Origin of the sequence: Clostridium thermarum, from assembly GCF_006351925.1 — a bacterium.
Classification (GTDB): domain Bacteria; phylum Bacillota; class Clostridia; order Clostridiales; family Clostridiaceae; genus Clostridium_AU; species Clostridium_AU thermarum.
The window spans coordinates 2,717,783-2,735,292 of sequence record NZ_CP040924.1 but is presented as its reverse complement, the minus strand read 5'-3'; the positions used below and the strand labels follow the sequence as shown (position 1 = coordinate 2,735,292).

The window sequence follows — 17,510 nt, the reverse complement described above, 5'->3', positions numbered from 1 at the left end:
TAAATCTTACTAGGCAAAATATAAAAGAGTGGCGGTGAAGTTGTGATTAAGGGGAGAAAGATTAACTTTTTTCTTGGAGGTCTTACACTAGCAGTTTTATTATTAGGTATGTATATATACTATACATATTTTCATAGTGGAATATCAAAGAGCTTTGAGAACAATTTAATAAAGTTAATTAAGAATGATGTCAATTTCCAGTTTGACATTCATATGGGGAAGACCCAAATATTAAGTAAGGATTTCTTAAAGGAAATTGAAAATAATGATAAAACACTCAATATTATAGGAGATGGATTTAAGTATAATATTTATACAGCTGATTTAAAAGGAAAAGACAAGAGAGACTTGTATGTTTCAGTAAAAAAAGTCAAAGATAGTTCTCCTATAAGTGCAGTTCTATCGAAGAACTCAGAGGAAAAATACGATGTTGAAGCCTTTATAATAGGTAAGGAAAGTAATGAGATTGGCTATAAAGTGAATGTATCCTTGGAACTAGGCAGTAGCTATAGCAACAAGCAGGTTAATGCATATAGATATGACGACCAAAATGAGCAATACTTCTTTATAAGTAAGCTGTTAGCCAGTGAAGAGGGGACAGTAGCCTTTAATATCTATAGATATGGGAAGTACTTTATAGCTTCTGAGGATGCTCCAAGATATGATGAAAAGCATGTTAAGTTAATATATGAAGAAGAGTTTGATGAGGATGGACGTCCTAATAAAGACCGATGGAAGTATGATATTGGCGGCTCTGGATGGGGGAATGAGGAAAAGCAGTGTTATACTGATGAACTCACAAATGCTGCAGTCCAGGATGGAAAGCTGATTATTACTGCTAGGAAAGAGGAGTATGCCTTCAATGATTATACTTCTGCAAGACTTCTAAGCAAGGATGCATGGCTGTACGGGAGAATTGAAGTCAAAGCTAAGCTGCCTAAAGGGGTAGGGACTTGGCCGGCTATATGGATGATGCCCAAAGAGAATACCTATGGTAATTGGCCTGCCAGCGGCGAAATAGACATTATGGAGCATGTAGGCTTTGATCATGGAAATATTCATGCTACCATTCATACTCAAAAGTACTATTGGAAGGCTGGTACACAAAAATCGGGACAGATAAAAGTTGATAACGTAGATGGTGAGTTTCATGTATATTCTGTAGAATGGACACCATATAAGATGGACTTCTTTGTGGATGGAAAAAAATACTTTACCGCAGAATATGATTTAATCAATGACAAGGATGATGGGTGGAAAGCATGGCCCTTTGATAAACCCTTCTACTTAATAATGAACATAGCGGTTGGCGGAAGCTGGGGAGGTCAGCAGGGAATTGATGACAGCATATTCCCACAATCTATGGAAGTTGATTATGTAAGGGTTTATGATTTAGGAATAGAAAAACATAGCATAGAATAAAGAAAAGCTATGCCTAAAACTGAATGGAGGAATTATATGAGTAAGAAGACCCCTATGGATAGATGGTTCTTTGAAAATAATGATGGGGAGTTTACATTAATGAATCCTCACAAAAGCAGCGGGATATACTTCCCGCTGGCCAATGAAGAAGGCATGATGAGTTCAATAACCCCCTTGCTGGCAGGAGATATAAAAACCGGCCAAAACACTTTCCTAATGGAGCCTGTTTCTGTTAGAGATTTACACAACTCTCAGGTATCAAGAAACTTCTGGCTAAATATTGAAGGAAAAGAAGTATGGTCAGCAGTAGGAAACTCTCTGGTTCAAAGAACTCTGTGTTTTGAAGATGATGGTGAAGAAGAAGTAAAAATGGAAGCGGGCTTTCTCTGGCATAGAATAATTAGATCAAACTCAAGGCTTGGAGTAAAATCCGAAGTCACCAATTTTGTACCTGTGAATGAACATAAGGCAGAACTAATGAAGGTAACCATAACAAATAATAGGCCTGAGGCCCTGAAATTTACGCCTACTGCAGCAGTGCCCATTTATGGACGTTCAGCAGACAATTTAAGAGATCATAGGCATGTTACTTCGCTGTTACATAGAATTAATCTGGATGAATACGGTGTTATTGTAACGCCTACTTGTAAGCGTCAAACTGTCCACACATTTTATGAATATAAATCTTGTGAGATAATACCTCTAGAATAAAATTCCGGAGGTGTTTTTATTGACAAAATTAAATATGGAAGATTGGCAGCAGCTCATTGCTGATTATAGATCTAGCGGCCTTACCGGGCCGGTATGGTGTCAGCAAAAACAATTGAGTATACACAAATTACGCTATTGGATTAACAAATTCAACAAAGCAGAGTTTAAAGAAGAACCAAGACAGCAGTGGGTTTCAGTAAAAACAAATTTATCTATAACAACAACATCTATTACTGTAAAAGTCGGTAAGGCTGAAATTTCAGTTTCGCAAGACTTCGATAAAGAACTCTTTGCAGATGTTGTCCAATCCCTATTAACTTTATGTTAAACCTAAAGCAGACTTCTAATGTATTTTTGGCTGCTGGAAGTACTGATATGAGAAAATCTATTGACGGTCTCGCCATCATCGTTCAGATGAATTTTAAGTTAGATCCATTCTCTGATGCACTTTTTGTATTCTGCAACGCTAAACGCGACAAACTCAAGTTGCTCTATTGGGAGCGGAATGGATTCTGGCTTTACTATCGCCGTTTGGAAAAAGGTCGCTTTAAGTGGCCTAATAATTCTAAAGACAAAGTTATACATGTAACGGAGCGGGAGCTCCGCTGGCTTTTAGATGGACTGGATATTAACCAAAAGGGAGTACATCGTGATATTATGCAGAGAAAAATCATTTGATTTTTTGTGGATAACCCTAAAAAATTCAATCAAAAAGTGGATAATTTCCAACTCTTTAAAACTTCTAAAACCGTTGAAAACACTAGCTTTTTACGACTTTTTTTCTTGATAATTTTGTATGAAAAGTGTATAATATAAGTATGAGTAAAACAGAAGTAAAATCATTTAACTTAGAGAATTACAGTCGTAAAGAGCTAGAGGATGCCTTCATAAAACTCAGCATTGAAAAGGAGCAGGCTGAGCTTAGACTAAAATGGTATGAAGAGCAATACAAGCTCAACAAGCAGAGACTATTTGGTAAATCCAGTGAAAAGAATATAGATGGTCAGATTAACATGCCAATATTTAACGAGGCTGAAAGTGAGCGACAGCCTTTTACTGCTGAGCCTAATTTAGATGATTGTGCAAAGCAACAACAATCTTCATCCAAGGCTAAAAAGCTTAAAGGAAAACGTGAAAAAGATCTTTCAGATCTTCCTAAGCAAATAGTTGAATATAAGCTCTCAGCTGAAGAACAGGTTTGTTCTCAATGTGGCGGTCAACTCCATGAGGTGCGTTCCGAAATCCGCAGAGAGCTGGAGGTCATCCCGGCACAAATTATCGTAAAAGAAATCCACAGCATGATTTATTCCTGTCGGAAATGTGAAAAGGAAGATATAACTGTCCCAATGATTTCGGCGCCAACCCCTAAGCCTGTCATTAAGGGAAGTATAGCATCCCCTTCTATAATAGCATATATCATGACTAGGAAATATGTAGATGCTACTCCTCTTTATAGGCAGGAACAAGAATACAAGCGGCGTGGTTTACCAGTTAACCGTCAAAACATGGCTAACTGGATTATTCGGGCTGCACAAGATTGGCTGAATCCTTTGTACCTGCGTCTACGTAAATACCTTACGGACTATGATGTAGCTCATGCGGACGAAACAGAACTAGAAGTTCTCAATGAGCCGGGCCGTGAGGCCACAACAAGGTCTTATATGTGGATGTACCGTACAGGCAATGGGCATGAGCCTATTGTTCTATACGATTATCAGCCATCAAGGGCAGGAGATAATGCCAAAACCTTCTTAAATGGATTTAAGGGTTATCTTCATGTTGATGCCTATGACGGTTATGACAAACTTTTGAAAGATTCCAAAGCCGGCGGTGCCATGGAAGTTACTCTCGTAGCGTGCTTCGCACATGCAAGGAGGTATTTCACTGATACCTTAAAGGCAGTGACTGATAAAGAAAGCTACATGTATACCTCTGCTTATCAAGGAGTCAAATATATTGATGAAATGTTTAAGCTTGAGGAAGAACTATCAAGTTTGTCATCTGAAGACCGGTATGATGAACGCCTTAGCAAACTTAAACCAATGCTAGAGGCTTATTTCTCATGGATTGAAAAGGAACACGCTCTTGCACTACCCAAATCAAGTTACGGGAAAGCTGTCAATTACTCATTCAATCAGAAGGATAAACTGATGAGTATACTCAAAGATGGCAGGCTGGAACTTAGCAATAACCGCGCCGAAAGGGCAATAAAGCCATTTGTCATTGGGAGAAAAAATTGGCTGTTCGCCAATACTCCGCAGGGAGCAAAGGCAAGTGCAGTTACTTATAGTATTATTGAAACTGCAAAGGAAAATGATCTTAATCCTTTTGAATACTTAAAGTACTTATTTGAGCAGTTTCCAAATGTTGATATAAATGATTCTGAAGTTTTAGATTCTTTATTGCCTTGGTCATCTACCTTACCTAAATACTGTAAATCAAAACAAGTATAGCAGAGTCCCCATCTGAATAATAGGTGGGGACTATTTTACGCTTACGCCTACTTTGAGTTTTGATGAGAGGGGGCATAAGAGTAACAATATTTCATACTCTGTTCAGGCTGTGCAGGGAGATGGAACAGCTCCGGTAGGTTTTTTTCCAATAGAAGAAGAGTTTATTGGTGAAGGAGGAAGTCTGCTTTGGCCGGAAGCGGTGGTGAAGAATTTAGACTGCTACTATAAAAAAGGTGCTTATGCAGAGGGACGCGAAGCTATTGGTGCCATTAGATTTGAAGAATGTGTTCTAAAATCAGGGGAGAGTATTTCCTATATAGTAATAATGGCAATAAGTGAGAATATAGACATAACTAAAGAGTACATTGAAGCTTATGGAAGCACTTTAAAGTTTGACAATGAGTTTATAAAAAATAAAGAGTTTTGGAATAGAAAACTGTCCAATTTAAGCTTTAAGTCCTCAGATAGTAATTTCGATTTGTGGATGAAGTGGGTAGAACTTCAGCCTATATTGAGAAGGATATATGGATGTTCATTTTTACCCCATCATGACTATGGTAGAGGGGGCAGAGGCTGGAGAGATTTATGGCAAGACTGTTTGGCCCTTTTATTACTGGAGCCTGAACAGGTTAGGGAACTTTTATACAACAATTATGCAGGAGTTAGAGTTGATGGAAGTAACGCCACCATTATAGGCTCAAAGCCGGGAGAATTTATTGCGGATAGAAACAATATTTCACGAACTTGGATGGATCATGGTGCATGGCCATATATAACTGCAAAGTTGTATTTAGACTTAAGTGGTGATCTTGAATTTCTACTTGCAGAACAGACTTATTTTAAGGACAAGCAGTGCTGCCGCTCCAGTAAGATAGATGAAAGATGGGATGAGGCTTACGGAAATAAGCAGAAGGATGAAACGGGAAAAATCTATAAGGGAAGCATACTTGAGCATATGCTGATTCAACAGATAACAGCTTTCTATAATGTTGGGGAGCATAATAATATTAGGCTGGAGGGGGCAGACTGGAACGATGCCTTTGATATGGCACCAGATAAAGGAGAAAGTGTCGCCTTTACAGCATTATATGGAAGTAACCTTCTGGACTTGAGCAAACTATTATTAAAGCTTAAGGAAAAATTAGATATCTGTGAGATAGAACTGGCAAAAGAGATGCTCCTTTTGATTGACTCCTTTTATGGACTAGTTGATTATAACTCAGTTTCTGAGAAAAAGCAGCTGCTAAATACGTATTTTGAACTCTGTAAGCATAATGTATCTGGTGAAAAGGTGAAAATAGAAGTGGATAAACTTTCAATGGACCTTGAAAGAAAAGCCTTATGGATAATGGGACATATCAGAGAAAATGAGTGGATACAAGATTCAGAAGGCTTTCAATGGTTTAACGGCTATTATGACAATGAAAGTAAAGCCTTGGAAGGGGGCTTTCCAAGTGGAACTAGGATGACTTTAACCGGTCAGGTATTGCCAGTAATGAGTGGCACAGCTGAAAAGGAACAGGTTGAGAGAATCATTTCTTCTGTTAACAGGTATTTAAAAGACACAAATGTTGGAGGCATAAGGCTAAACACTAATTTTAATGAAGTTAAATTAAATATGGGCAGGGGGTTTGGCTTTGCCTATGGACATAAAGAAAATGGGGCCATGTTCAGCCATATGACCATAATGTATATAAACGCTTTATACAAAAGAGGTTATGCTAAGGAAGGCTTCGAAATTCTTGATATGATATATAAGCATTGTATTGACTTTGAAAAAAGCAGGATCCTGCCGGGTATTCCGGAATATATTAATGAACAGGGCCGTGGAATGTATCATTATCTTACCGGTGCAGCAAGTTGGCTGTTACTTACATTACTGAGTGAGGTTTATGGGGTAAAAGGTTCTCTGGGAGATCTAATGCTTCAACCAAAATTAATGAAGGCTCAATTTGATGGTAACTCAACTGCATCTGTGTTAACCATATTTAGGGATAAAAAAATATTCGTAGAATATAAAAATGAAAGCATGTTAGAATATGGTGAATATAAAATTGGGGGAGCTACTTTAGATGGAAGGAACCTAATGCTGAACCTGGTTGACGATGCTCTTGTTATAGACAAAGAGATTGTAGACAAGCTTTCCGGCGATGAGGATCATAGGTTGGTTATCCAATTAGTACAAATTGATAGTTAGGAAAATGAGTAAAAGAAAGAGCTGTCAAAATATATAAAGTTACAGCTCTTTTTTGTGTCGTTAGCTATTGGAATGAGCTTGTGGAAATTATTAAGGAAATCTGGCAAAGCTTGTACATTCATCCCTGAATTTTTCTATGACATAGTTACGGAACAGCTTTGCTGCCTTTGATATATATTTTGAATTTTTCCAGTAAACGTAGGTATCCCGCTTTATTGGACCTTCACTGGTTTGAAGAAATGAGACTCTGTCATCAAAGGTATTCTTCCAAGAAAACTCGGGGAATAGTGCAATTCCCAAATTCATTGCAACATACTCTCTTAAATAAAAGGGATCGTCACATTGTATTGCAATATGAGGATTAAAACCGCTGTTATGGCATAATGACAAAAGTAATTTATGTAAACTTCTGTTGGTTTGCATTGATATAAAGCGTTCATCGGAGAGGTCCTTCATACTTACAACCTTTCTTTCTGCCAGAGGGTGCTTTTTAGATACTGTAATCAAAATATTTTCTGTAATCAGCAATTCTTTATCTAAATCCTTCAGACCATAGGTTTGATCACTGATACAAATATCAAATCTATCATAGGTCACATCTGAATATTCGTGATATATAGAGAAATTCACATTAGGATAAAGATTTTTAAATTCAGAAATACATTTGGTTACAAGTCGACGGTTAGTTTGGACGAGTATACTCAAATCACCACTTACCTCTTCCTTATTATCCTTAAGTGCACAGACTACATCATCTAAATGCCTTAAGGCACTCTCTACACCACTTTGAAAAATTTTGCCCTTTTCGTTTAAGATTACCTTATTACCTTTTCTGTCAAATAAATTGACACCTAATTCTGTCTCCAGTTTTTTTATGGTCTCTGATATTGAGGATTGAGGCACCATAAATTTTTTGGCAGTGTGAGAAAAATTTTCGGTTGTAGCTGCATCTGCAAAATATCTCAATTGTAAAAGCTCCATTTTATCACCTTATACTATTTATTTAACTTACTATATGTGCAAGCATATACTAATTATACTCTATTTCATTCTGTAAAATATAGAAATAAAGTTATATTATAGTATTAAGGGGGGGTTGTTATGTCTCAATTATTCGAGGCTGCTATGGTGATAAGTTTTGGTATTTCATGGCCGGCATCAATTGTAAAAACCTATACGTCACGGACTGCAAAAGGAAAAAGTCTCTTTTTTCTCTGTATGATCTTATTTGGATACGGATGTGGGATTATATCAAAATTGATATCCGGTAAGATTACTTATGTTTTTATATTTTATGTTCTAAATTTTCTTATGGTGTCAATGGATATGTTGTTATATTTCCGCAACAGGCGCATTGATTCAGTATCTACTGGCGTATAACAACTTGGAATTTTGGAGGTAATAATTTGAGAGAATTATTAAATATAGTCTATGATGAAAATCACTCAAACATATGCAAACTTGATATGCACTTACCGGATGAACCCTCCCCTTGTCCAGTGTTTATTTTCTTTCACGGCGGCGGGTTAGAAGGGGGTTGTAAGGAAGAACCACAGGAATTAAAAAATATCACGTTGGAAGGTATAGCATTAGTGTCCGTGGAGTACAGGATGTATCCTGAAGCAAAATTTCCGGAATTTATTGAAGATGCCGCAAAAGCAATCTATTTTATAAAGAAATATAATGAAGCTAACAACTCATTTAATGAATTTTATGTAGGAGGTTCGTCGGCAGGTGGATATTTAGCGTTGATGAACTATTTTGATCACCGCTATCTTAGCAAATATGGTATTGATCCAAACTATATTAAAGGATGGATTTTCGATGCTGGTCAGCCTACTGCACATTTTAATGTTTTGCGGGAAAGAGGTTTGGATACTAGGTTAATAAGAGTTGATGAAACTGCCCCCATATATTTTATAGATAAAGACATGGTTTCTGACAAGCAAAGCAGACTGATGTTTATTGTTGCCGAAAACGACATTCCAAATCGCCTGGAACAGACAAAACTGATGCTTAAAACCATGGAGCAATTTAATTATGATATGTCAAAGATACATTTTAACCTTATGATGGGATGTACGCACTGTTCTTATTCAATTAATAATATTGTATCTGATTTTATTTTAGGGGGATGTAGCACTAAGTAATTGGTGCACAGCTCCTTTTTCATATTCTTACTTTTTATATTAACCATTTTAAATTTTCTGGCCAATTCATCAAAAAAACCTTCCGTTTCCTCTAAACTAGGTATTAAGAATGGTTGTTTTAAGGATACATGTTGAGGCAGACTTGCCATCTGAAAGCCCTAATTTCAGGTCCTGTGGGCATCAAGCATTAATATATTATGCGGCAGTCTATTAGTTTTTGGGAATTTATTGTATAATATAATTTTATAATGACCCCTTGACAATATACCGGGCATTTAATATATTAAAACTACAGGCATTGAAGAGAAGAGTAGTTATTATTGAAGCTAACAGAGAGTTCTTGGTGGTGAGAGAGAACAGTGGAGATTTTAACGAAACAAGCCTCGGAGCCTCATACGGATCTTGCCCTGTAAGCAAGTGATGCTATGACGTTAGTTCACGTTACAGAACTAGAGTATAATTTTGTACTCGATAAGATCAGTATGGTGACATACTGATGAATTAGGGTGGTACCGCGAACATTCGCCCCTGCAAGTTATTGTGGGAGGCGTTTTTTTATGTTTAAAAAGCAAATTATATACAATATAAATAATTATTAAAGAGGTGTGTTTATGGAAGAAAGAAAAATGGAAAGACCGGTATTTCCTAAGAGAGCTGTTATCACAGCGGGAATGCCTTATGGAAATAAAGAATTGCATTTTGGGCACATTGGCGGAGTATATGTACATGCAGATACTTATGCAAGATTCTTAAGGGATAGAATCGGAGAAGAAAATGTTATTTTTGTTTCCGGAACTGATTGTTACGGTTCACCTATCTTAGCAAGTTATAACAAGGCTGTAGAAGAAAATGGTTATAAAGGGTCAATTGAAGATTATGTACGTGAAAATCATGAAAAGCAGAAGGAAGTATTGGATAAGTACCAGATGAGTCTTAATCTTTATGCAGCTTCCGCTTTAGGTAGAGCAGGTGAGATACACAAGGAAGTATCTGAGAAGATATTTAATAAGTTATATGAAGGCGGCTTCTTGACAAAGCTGGCATCTCCACAATTTTATGACCCAGAAAAGAAGGTATTGCTAAACGGCAGACAAGTAGTTGGAAAATGTCCTATCGAAGGCTGTGCTTCCGATAAAGGATATGCCGATGAATGTTCTTTGGGACATCAGTATATGCCAAGTGAGTTGATAGATCCAAGGAGTACACTGTCAGGAAAGGTACCGGAACTGGTAGACGTTACAAACTGGTACTTTAAACTTGATGAATACAACGAATTGCTGAATAAGCAAGTAAACTATTTAAGAACCAAAACTAACTGGCGTAAGTATTTATTAAATACCATAGAAGAATTCCTAAAGGCTCCTATTATCTATGTAAAAAGAAATCTTTTAGAGGGAATTGAAAACTTGGATGAACTCCTGCCGGAGCATACAGTTATAGATGAGAAGAATAAGTCATCACTATCCTTTGTGTTTAAGAATTTACAGGACAGAGATGCGGCAAGAGAAGTATTTGATAAACTGGGTATTCGTTTTAGAACCGGAAAAACCCTGGTACCCTTCAGATTATCAGGAAATGTTGAATGGGGTATTCCAGTACCGGAAAAAGAAGATCTCAAAGACTTGACCTTCTGGGTGTGGCCGGAATCTCTTTGGGCACCGGTGTCCTTCACAAAAACTTACCTTGAGTCCCTAGGAAAAGACTCTGAGGAATGGAAAAACTGGTGGCTCTCACAAGATGCAAAGGTATATCAGTTCATCGGAGAAGATAATATATACTTCTACGGAATTGCTGAGATGGCAATGTTATTGGCTCTGCTGGGTATTCACAGCGACGATACGGTTGATTTTGAGAAGGTTCCACTACCTCATTTGATTTCAAATAATCACCTGTTATTCATGGATAAAAAGGCAAGCAGCAGCAGTGATATCAAACCACCTATGGCGGGTGAACTGTTGAATTTCTACACTGCTGAACAGTTGAGAATGCATTTCTTAAGTTTGGGATTGGTAAAGAAGAGTGCTAGCTTTATGCCACAAGTATACATGAAGGAAGAGGATAGGCAAGGTCCGGATACTGTATTAAAGGACGGTAACTTGTTGACCAATGTATTTAACAGACTGGTTCGTTCATGTTTTTATACATCACAAAAGTATTTTGACGGAATCATACCTGTAGGAGAGGTTGATAGCAAAATATTAGAGGAATCCAAAGAAGCTATCCTGACCTACGAAAGACATATGTATAACCATGAGTTCCATAGTCTGACCTACGTACTGGATACTTATATCCGTAATATGAATAAGCATTGGGTTAATAATATGAAGCAAGCTGAAGCTAATAATGATGAGGCACTTCGTAAGCAAATACTGATAGACGCCTTCCATGCTGTAAGAACAACGCTGATTTTAGTTCATCCTATTTCTCCAAACAGCTGTGAGTTGGTAAGAGAATATCTAAATGTAAATAAAGATATATGGAACTGGGATTATATTTTTGAACCTATATACAAGTTTATTGATAATCCTTCTGAGCATAAGGTTAAATTTATAGAACCACGTTTTGATTTCTTTAAAAGACATGAAAGTCAACTTAATAACTAGTTAGATCGTCTAATTGCATACGATGTTTTTAAAAAAGAAGGATCTCTTCCCTAATGAGTATAAATCATTAGACGCAACAGTGAAACAAACAAGTTCAAGCTATTCAAAATCCTTCATTGAATAGCTTGTTTCAGTTGTCTAAATATGAGTTATTATAATAAAACAGCAGAGGCTTGAGGCCTGACTTTCTTAATAACTGTTAAGTTGATGATATTGGGTATACTTCTACTGGATTATTGAAATGATGATATAATAAGCATATTTAAAGTATACAAAGGAGTATCTAAGAGCAAGGGGACAATTGACTGGATGGTGCCTCTAGTGTATTATATTGAAGATTGGTATTCTGTTTGTAAAAATCTATTAACAGAAACAAAGGTGGTGATATTTTGGAAAACAAACTGGTTTCCCAGGGTAAAGAGATGATGATAGAAACTGAAATTATTTCACCAACTTTACTTAGATGCCATCTATTTAAGGGAAGCGTAGAATATGAAAATGGACAGAGCCTAAGAGAAAGGTATGTAATAAACTATGAAATCGAGTATATTACCTCTGGTGGCGGGGGGATGTGGATAAACAACAGCTATTACAACCTTGCAAAGGGGGATATTATTTTCAGAAGACCTGGGGATTATACTCAGGCAATAATGCCCTATGACTGTTACTGTGTGTTCTTCACTCTTAAGCCAGATGATAGGTATACTTCAAGCACCTATGATATCTATGGAGACTTTGAACCTGAAGATTATTACACAAATGAGATTATTGATAAAATACCTGTTCAATTTCATACAATAAATGGTGATAAATACTTGACTTTATTCGACTCTATATTAGGAGACTTTATTAACCCTACCATATGTTCCAAGCTTACTATCAAGAGCAATTTATTGCAGCTCATTACTGATATATATACAGATGCTACCAATCCTTTCAATAAACCTGGAAGCATGGAAGATTTAAGATACAATGAATTAAAGGAGGTAGTGGATTTTATCAACACGCACTATGATGAAGATATTTCACTTAAGCTCCTTTCTCAGAAGGTAAACCTGAGCCCAAACTACTTTCATAGGCTGTTTCACAAGATAATCGGAGTTACACCTAATGAGTATATAAATAAAATTAGAATAGAAAAGTCTAAGGAGATGCTCCTTAAAACCAGATACTCTATATCTGAAATTGCTTTAAGGTGTGGTTTTGACAGCCTTTCATATTTTAGCTATCTATTTAAGAAAAAAACTGAATTATCACCTTTGGAGTTTAGAAAAATGCACCAACTTTATAGATAATATATAAAAATAAAATCAATTTTATAACACAGGTTCTTAAATATGAGGGGCCTGTGTTTTTTATAATTCATAATAATAATTTATGAAAAATAAATATATTTTTGTTTGAAGGAAAGTGAATTTTAGTGTAAAATAGATATTATAGGATAAAATAGAAAAAATTACAAAGGGGATAAGAATTATGGAACAGAAAAAAATAAATGTAGTAATCGTGGACGACAATAAGGAATTTTGTAATATTCTTAAGGATTATTTGTCAGCTGAAGATGATATTAATATTTATGGTATAGCACACGACGGTGTAACAGCCATAAAATTAATAGAAGAAACAGTTCCAGATATAGTGGTATTGGATATAATTATGCCTCGTCTAGACGGAATAGGTGTATTGGAACGCTTAAAAGTAACAAGATTTACAAAACAGCCTAAGGTCATCATTTTATCAGCAGTTGGACAAGACCAGATTACACAAAGAGCAATTTCCCTGGGCGCTGAATATTATGTGGTTAAACCCTTTGATATGAAGATGTTCATAAATAGAATAAAGCAGATACATAGTGAAGCACAGGGGTGGAAAGAAACTGAAGTGTTGCCTGAAACTCCTATGAAAAGAGAAAAAGTAGACATTTTTTCAGATAAATTTAATGACTTGGAACAGCAAATAACTGATATTATACATAAAATAGGTATTCCTGCTCATATTAAAGGCTATAAGTTTATTAGAGAAGCTATAAGTATGAGTGTAAATGACATGCAGATTCTGTCTTGTATCACAAAAATATTATATCCATCCATTGCAGAGAAATATCACACTACACCAAGTAGAGTAGAAAGATCCATAAGACATGCCATTGAAGTAGCATGGAGCAGAGGACAAGTTGATGTACTTAACGAGATTTTTGGACATACAATTAATAGCATAAAAGGAAAACCAACAAACGGCGAATTTATTGCTCTCTTAGCCGATAGAATTAGACTGAAAAACAGAGCTTCATAGGACTATTTAATTAAACAGAAACACTGTTAGTGTGAAACTTTAGACCTGAGGACTGGGAAGGCCTATATGAATACTTATGTCATGAACTCTTAACCTGGGAGATAGGCTTTATCTTCAATACCCAATATTACCGAAGAAGTTACGGCACAGAGGCTTGCAAAAGAATTTTACATTATGATGCTGCTGGAAATTCTATCAGGCATGATGTCCATCAGTATGCCATATTGTCTGAAGAGTGGGAAAATGAACATTAACTAAGAATACGCAGTGAAGAGTTAACTTTTTACTGCGTATTTTAATTTTTCATTCATAATTAACAAAGAATAAACAAAGACTAAACATAAGCTAAACATAATTAACAATAACATATGGTATTATTAACGTGTAAAGAATAAAAAGTAATTTAGGAGGAGAGAATAAATGGTTAAGTCAAAAATGAAAGTATTAAAGGCTATATGCACAGTGGTTCTATCAACAACTTTATTGATGGGATGTGCAGGCGGAAATGCTGCTGACAAAGAAAATACCACTGGTGACAATACAACTGGGAAAGAAAATACAGCAGTTGAGACTAAGAAACTTTCCGGAGAAATAAAGATTGATGGTTCATCAACAGTGTTCCCAATATCACAGGCCATGGCTGAAGAGTTTAATGCAGTAAATAAAGATGTAAAAATAACTGTTGGAGAATCCGGTACCGGTGGCGGAATGAAGAAATTCATAAATAAAGAAATTGATATTGCCGATGCCTCTAGACCTATAAAACAGGACGAAAAAGATGCAGCAGCTAAAAATGGCGTTGAGTTCATAGAGTTAAAAGTAGCCTTTGACGGACTAACAGTAGTAATAAATAAAGAAAATACGTGGGCTACTGATATGACAGTAGAAGAATTAAATATGATGTGGAAGGAAGGCAGTACTGTCAAGAAGTGGAGTGATGTAAGGGCAGAGTGGCCAGCGGAAGAAATCAAATTCTATGCTCCTGGAACAGCATCCGGTACCTTTGAGTATTTTACAGAAGCTGTAAACAAGAAGGCGAAATCTGGTAGAGCTCAAGATGTGACAACAAGTGAAAATGACAATGTGCTTGTACAGGGTGTTGCAGGGGATAAGAATGGTATTTCTTATTTCGGATATGCTTACTATGAAGAAAATAAATCAAAGATTTCTGCCGTTAAGATTAACGGAGTAAGTCCATCTTTTGAAACAATTAAAGATGGAACATATAAGCCATTGTCAAGACCACTATATATATATAAATAAGGAAGCTCTTAAAAGAGAAGAAGTAAAGGAGTTTGTGAAATTTTACTTGGAGAACGCAACTGAAATAGTACCAGAAGTTAAGTATGTAGGACTGCCTGAAGAAGAATATACAAAGCAGTTAGATTTATTAAAATAGTTAATGTATAACATTCAAGCGTCAAGGGATAAATTCTTGACGCTTATTTGCACTCAAAATATGTATTTGGGGGATAAAGATGAAAGCTAAAAAAGTGAATTTTGTTAAAAACAAAAATAATAGAACCTGGAATTTAAATTCTATCTATAAAATTATTAAACCAAATTTTTCAATGAGAATACAAATGTTTATGGTTTTTAGCTTAGTCTCAATATTACCGGTTGTTTTAATGGGAATTTTTATATTCAATAAGATAAATAGTGACATAAATCAATCACAAAAATCAATGATGCAAGCCTATGCAAAAATGGTCAGGAATAATGTTAATACAATAATTAATGATTCAAAATACATACTAAAAAGTTTATCTTCACAAAGTGATTTGGTTGTCCTTATGGAAGATGTAAATAATGATGGAGAAATATCAGAGTTTATTAGGCTGAATAAGGTTACTTTAAGCTTAGAAAATGCTGTTAGCGGTTCGGAAAAATTATATGAAACTATTTTTATATCTGATCTTAGCGGAAAGATAATAGCTGATGGATCAAAGCATAATGAAAAATACCTAAGTATGAATATATCCAACAATGATTACTATACCGAGATAAAAGAGGGAAAAACCTTTGTTGTAGGTGAGCCTATAGTATCGGAGGTAACAAAAAATTACGTGTTACCGGTAGCTACTTCAATCGAAACCAGAGCCAGTAAACTGGGTGTAATGGTAATTATGTTTAATTTATCAATGTTTACCAGCGAATTAGATAATATAAAAATTGGACAAGAAGGTTTTCCATACATAGTAAGCCGAAATGGTAATGCCGTTTATTATAATAAAAAAGAAAAACTCTTAAGTAAAGTTGATAATGAGTTAATAACTGAACAGTTGAAAAGACTTCAGTCAGGAGAGCACAGCATAGAAGGGGTGGATTTTTATAATTTTGAAGGTATAGAAAGTGTAGGAGCATACACTAGCATTGACAGTACTAACTGGATAGTTGTTACTTCAATGCCTAGAAAAGAGTTTCTAAAGGGAATACAAAGTGTTGGAACATACATTTTTATCGTAGTAATTTCCATAACTGCCTTAGCTCTAATTGTATCGTTAATGTATTCCAAATATGTTACAAAGCCTGTAAATAGCCTTGGTATACTGATGAAGGAAGTGGCTTGTGGGAATATAGAGGTTAAAGCAGATTTTAACAGCAATAAGGAAATTAAAGAATTAAGCAACAATTTTAATGATATGACAAATAAATTGAGAGACCTGATTAATAAAATTATTTCATTGTCAAAAGAAGTATCAAATGCTGCAAATAACTTTGTTCACATATCTAAAGAAGCTCTTGAGGGTTCTGCATTAATTACTGATTCAATACAGTATATTGTAAGTGGAACAATAGAGCAGACTAGCGCTGTACAAAAAGGCGTAATTGAAATTGAAAAAATAACAAATAATATATCTATAATAAATGAACAATCAACTGTTATGAAAGAAGCATCATCTAAAACTGATGAGATAGTGAAAAATGGCTTAAAGAAAGTGTTATTGTTAGATGAAAAAGCAGAGGAAAGTGAAGTAGTTTCAAATGCAGTTTGTGTTCAAGTAAGTGAGCTTATGGCATGTATTAATGATATAAATGATATGCTTGACGTAATCAAAAGCATTTCTAAGCAAACTAATCTATTATCACTAAATGCAGCTATAGAAGCGGCCAGGGCAGGGGAAGCCGGCAGAGGTTTTACAGTAGTTGCGGAAGAAGTTAAAAAACTGTCTGAAATTTCTGCAGCTAAGACTGAAGAGATTAGCAGTATAATAAAGTCCTTAGAGTGTAATGCAAAAAATGTATACTCAATTACAAATAAAAATAAATCAATTATTGATGAGCAGAATTTATTAGTAAAAGAGACAGAACATGCATTAAAAAATATATATGTAGAAATAAATAAAGTAAAGAGTATGATAAATAATACAACTGAAGAGATAGAAAACATCAATGGAGAAAAAGACGAGATTAAAAAGTTGATGGAAAGTATTTATAATATTACGAACAATACAGAAGCAAAATCTGCGCTAGCATGCACCACAGCAGAAAAGGGACTGGAAAATATGATAAAAATAAAAGAAAATTGTGATTTATTAAACAAGCTATCCAGTGACCTAAACTCAAGTTTGAGAGTTTTTAGCACTGGTGTTTAACATAAATTTAACACAAGTTAACATTTAATTTAACGAAGTTATAATACAATAGACTTGAGCGACACGGGTTATGAATGTTTGACATT

13 protein-coding genes and 1 other annotated feature are annotated in these 17,510 nt (G+C 35.4%); of the genes, 12 read left to right on the top strand and 1 reads right to left on the bottom strand.

The annotated features are described in order from the left end of the window. Nucleotides 1-42: 42 nt before the first annotated feature. From FHY60_RS12355 to FHY60_RS12330, 6 genes are all read left to right on the top strand, one after another. Nucleotides 43-1,422: a glycoside hydrolase family 16 protein gene (locus tag FHY60_RS12355; RefSeq protein WP_139905330.1), complete on the top strand. Its 1,380-nt coding sequence runs from the start codon at nucleotides 43-45 to the stop codon at nucleotides 1,420-1,422. Nucleotides 1,423-1,458: 36 nt separating this feature from the next. After that, complete coding sequence (locus tag FHY60_RS12350; protein ID WP_139905329.1) at nucleotides 1,459-2,133, top strand: hypothetical protein; 675 nt, start codon at nucleotides 1,459-1,461, stop codon at nucleotides 2,131-2,133. Nucleotides 2,134-2,152: 19 nt separating this feature from the next. Beyond that, nucleotides 2,153-2,461: an IS66 family insertion sequence element accessory protein TnpA gene (gene tnpA / locus FHY60_RS12345; protein ID WP_139902291.1), complete on the top strand. Its 309-nt coding sequence runs from the start codon at nucleotides 2,153-2,155 to the stop codon at nucleotides 2,459-2,461. Next, a complete protein-coding gene (gene tnpB / locus FHY60_RS12340; protein ID WP_139902289.1) occupies nucleotides 2,455-2,811 on the top strand; it encodes an IS66 family insertion sequence element accessory protein TnpB in 357 nt (118 codons plus the stop codon). The genes tnpA and tnpB overlap by 7 nt, the downstream gene beginning before the upstream one ends. Nucleotides 2,812-2,951: 140 nt before the next feature. Further along, nucleotides 2,952-4,586 (top strand): IS66 family transposase, encoded by a 1,635-nt coding sequence (tnpC, locus tag FHY60_RS12335; protein ID WP_139902287.1) that lies wholly within the window; start codon nucleotides 2,952-2,954, stop codon nucleotides 4,584-4,586. A 52-nt stretch (nucleotides 4,587-4,638) separates the two neighbouring features. After that, on the top strand, nucleotides 4,639-6,783 hold the full coding sequence (locus FHY60_RS12330; RefSeq protein ID WP_243122148.1) for a GH36-type glycosyl hydrolase domain-containing protein: 2,145 nt from the start codon (nucleotides 4,639-4,641) through the stop codon (nucleotides 6,781-6,783). A 90-nt stretch (nucleotides 6,784-6,873) separates the two neighbouring features. Here FHY60_RS12330 and FHY60_RS12325 read toward each other — a convergent pair whose 3' ends face one another. Next, nucleotides 6,874-7,749, bottom strand: a complete 876-nt coding sequence (locus tag FHY60_RS12325; protein ID WP_163216139.1) for a LysR family transcriptional regulator — start codon at nucleotides 7,747-7,749, stop codon at nucleotides 6,874-6,876. A 440-nt stretch (nucleotides 7,750-8,189) separates the two neighbouring features. On the opposite strand from FHY60_RS12325, the gene FHY60_RS12315 reads away from it, so the two are divergent. The 6 genes from FHY60_RS12315 to FHY60_RS12290 all read left to right on the top strand — a co-directional run bounded on the left by FHY60_RS12315 (nucleotide 8,190) and on the right by FHY60_RS12290 (nucleotide 17,424). Further along, the gene (locus FHY60_RS12315; protein WP_139905326.1) at nucleotides 8,190-8,933 is read left to right on the top strand and encodes an alpha/beta hydrolase; all 744 of its coding nucleotides are present in this window, start codon (nucleotides 8,190-8,192) and stop codon (nucleotides 8,931-8,933) included. 289 nt (nucleotides 8,934-9,222) lie between these two features. Further along, nucleotides 9,223-9,466: a binding site (T-box leader), on the top strand. A gap of 78 nt (nucleotides 9,467-9,544) precedes the next feature. After that, a complete protein-coding gene (locus tag FHY60_RS12310) occupies nucleotides 9,545-11,536 on the top strand; it encodes a methionine--tRNA ligase (protein ID WP_139905325.1) in 1,992 nt (663 codons plus the stop codon). A gap of 389 nt (nucleotides 11,537-11,925) precedes the next feature. Further along, nucleotides 11,926-12,831, top strand: a complete 906-nt coding sequence (locus tag FHY60_RS12305; protein WP_139905324.1) for a helix-turn-helix domain-containing protein — start codon at nucleotides 11,926-11,928, stop codon at nucleotides 12,829-12,831. A gap of 181 nt (nucleotides 12,832-13,012) precedes the next feature. Continuing rightward, the gene (gene spo0A / locus FHY60_RS12300; RefSeq protein WP_139905323.1) at nucleotides 13,013-13,828 is read left to right on the top strand and encodes a sporulation transcription factor Spo0A; all 816 of its coding nucleotides are present in this window, start codon (nucleotides 13,013-13,015) and stop codon (nucleotides 13,826-13,828) included. 420 nt (nucleotides 13,829-14,248) lie between these two features. Then, nucleotides 14,249-15,091 carry a PstS family phosphate ABC transporter substrate-binding protein gene (locus FHY60_RS12295; RefSeq protein ID WP_243122147.1) on the top strand — a complete coding sequence of 281 codons (843 nt, stop codon included), beginning with the start codon at nucleotides 14,249-14,251 and terminating at the stop codon, nucleotides 15,089-15,091. Nucleotides 15,092-15,306: 215 nt separating this feature from the next. Then, on the top strand, nucleotides 15,307-17,424 hold the full coding sequence (locus FHY60_RS12290; RefSeq protein ID WP_139905322.1) for a methyl-accepting chemotaxis protein: 2,118 nt from the start codon (nucleotides 15,307-15,309) through the stop codon (nucleotides 17,422-17,424). Nucleotides 17,425-17,510 lie beyond the last annotated feature (86 nt).

Bases quoted from the DNA above. Each gene is read 5' to 3' on its own strand.
- FHY60_RS12350 (WP_139905329.1), top strand. From the start codon at position 1,459: ATGAGTAAGAAGACCCCTATGGATAGATGGTTCTTTGAAAATAATGAT.
- tnpB (WP_139902289.1), top strand. From the start codon at position 2,455: ATGTTAAACCTAAAGCAGACTTCTAATGTATTTTTGGCTGCTGGAAGT.
- tnpC (WP_139902287.1), top strand. From the start codon at position 2,952: ATGAGTAAAACAGAAGTAAAATCATTTAACTTAGAGAATTACAGTCGT.
- FHY60_RS12310 (WP_139905325.1), top strand. From the start codon at position 9,545: ATGGAAGAAAGAAAAATGGAAAGACCGGTATTTCCTAAGAGAGCTGTT.
- spo0A (WP_139905323.1), top strand. From the start codon at position 13,013: ATGGAACAGAAAAAAATAAATGTAGTAATCGTGGACGACAATAAGGAA.
- FHY60_RS12295 (WP_243122147.1), top strand. From the start codon at position 14,249: ATGGTTAAGTCAAAAATGAAAGTATTAAAGGCTATATGCACAGTGGTT.
- FHY60_RS12290 (WP_139905322.1), top strand. From the start codon at position 15,307: ATGAAAGCTAAAAAAGTGAATTTTGTTAAAAACAAAAATAATAGAACC.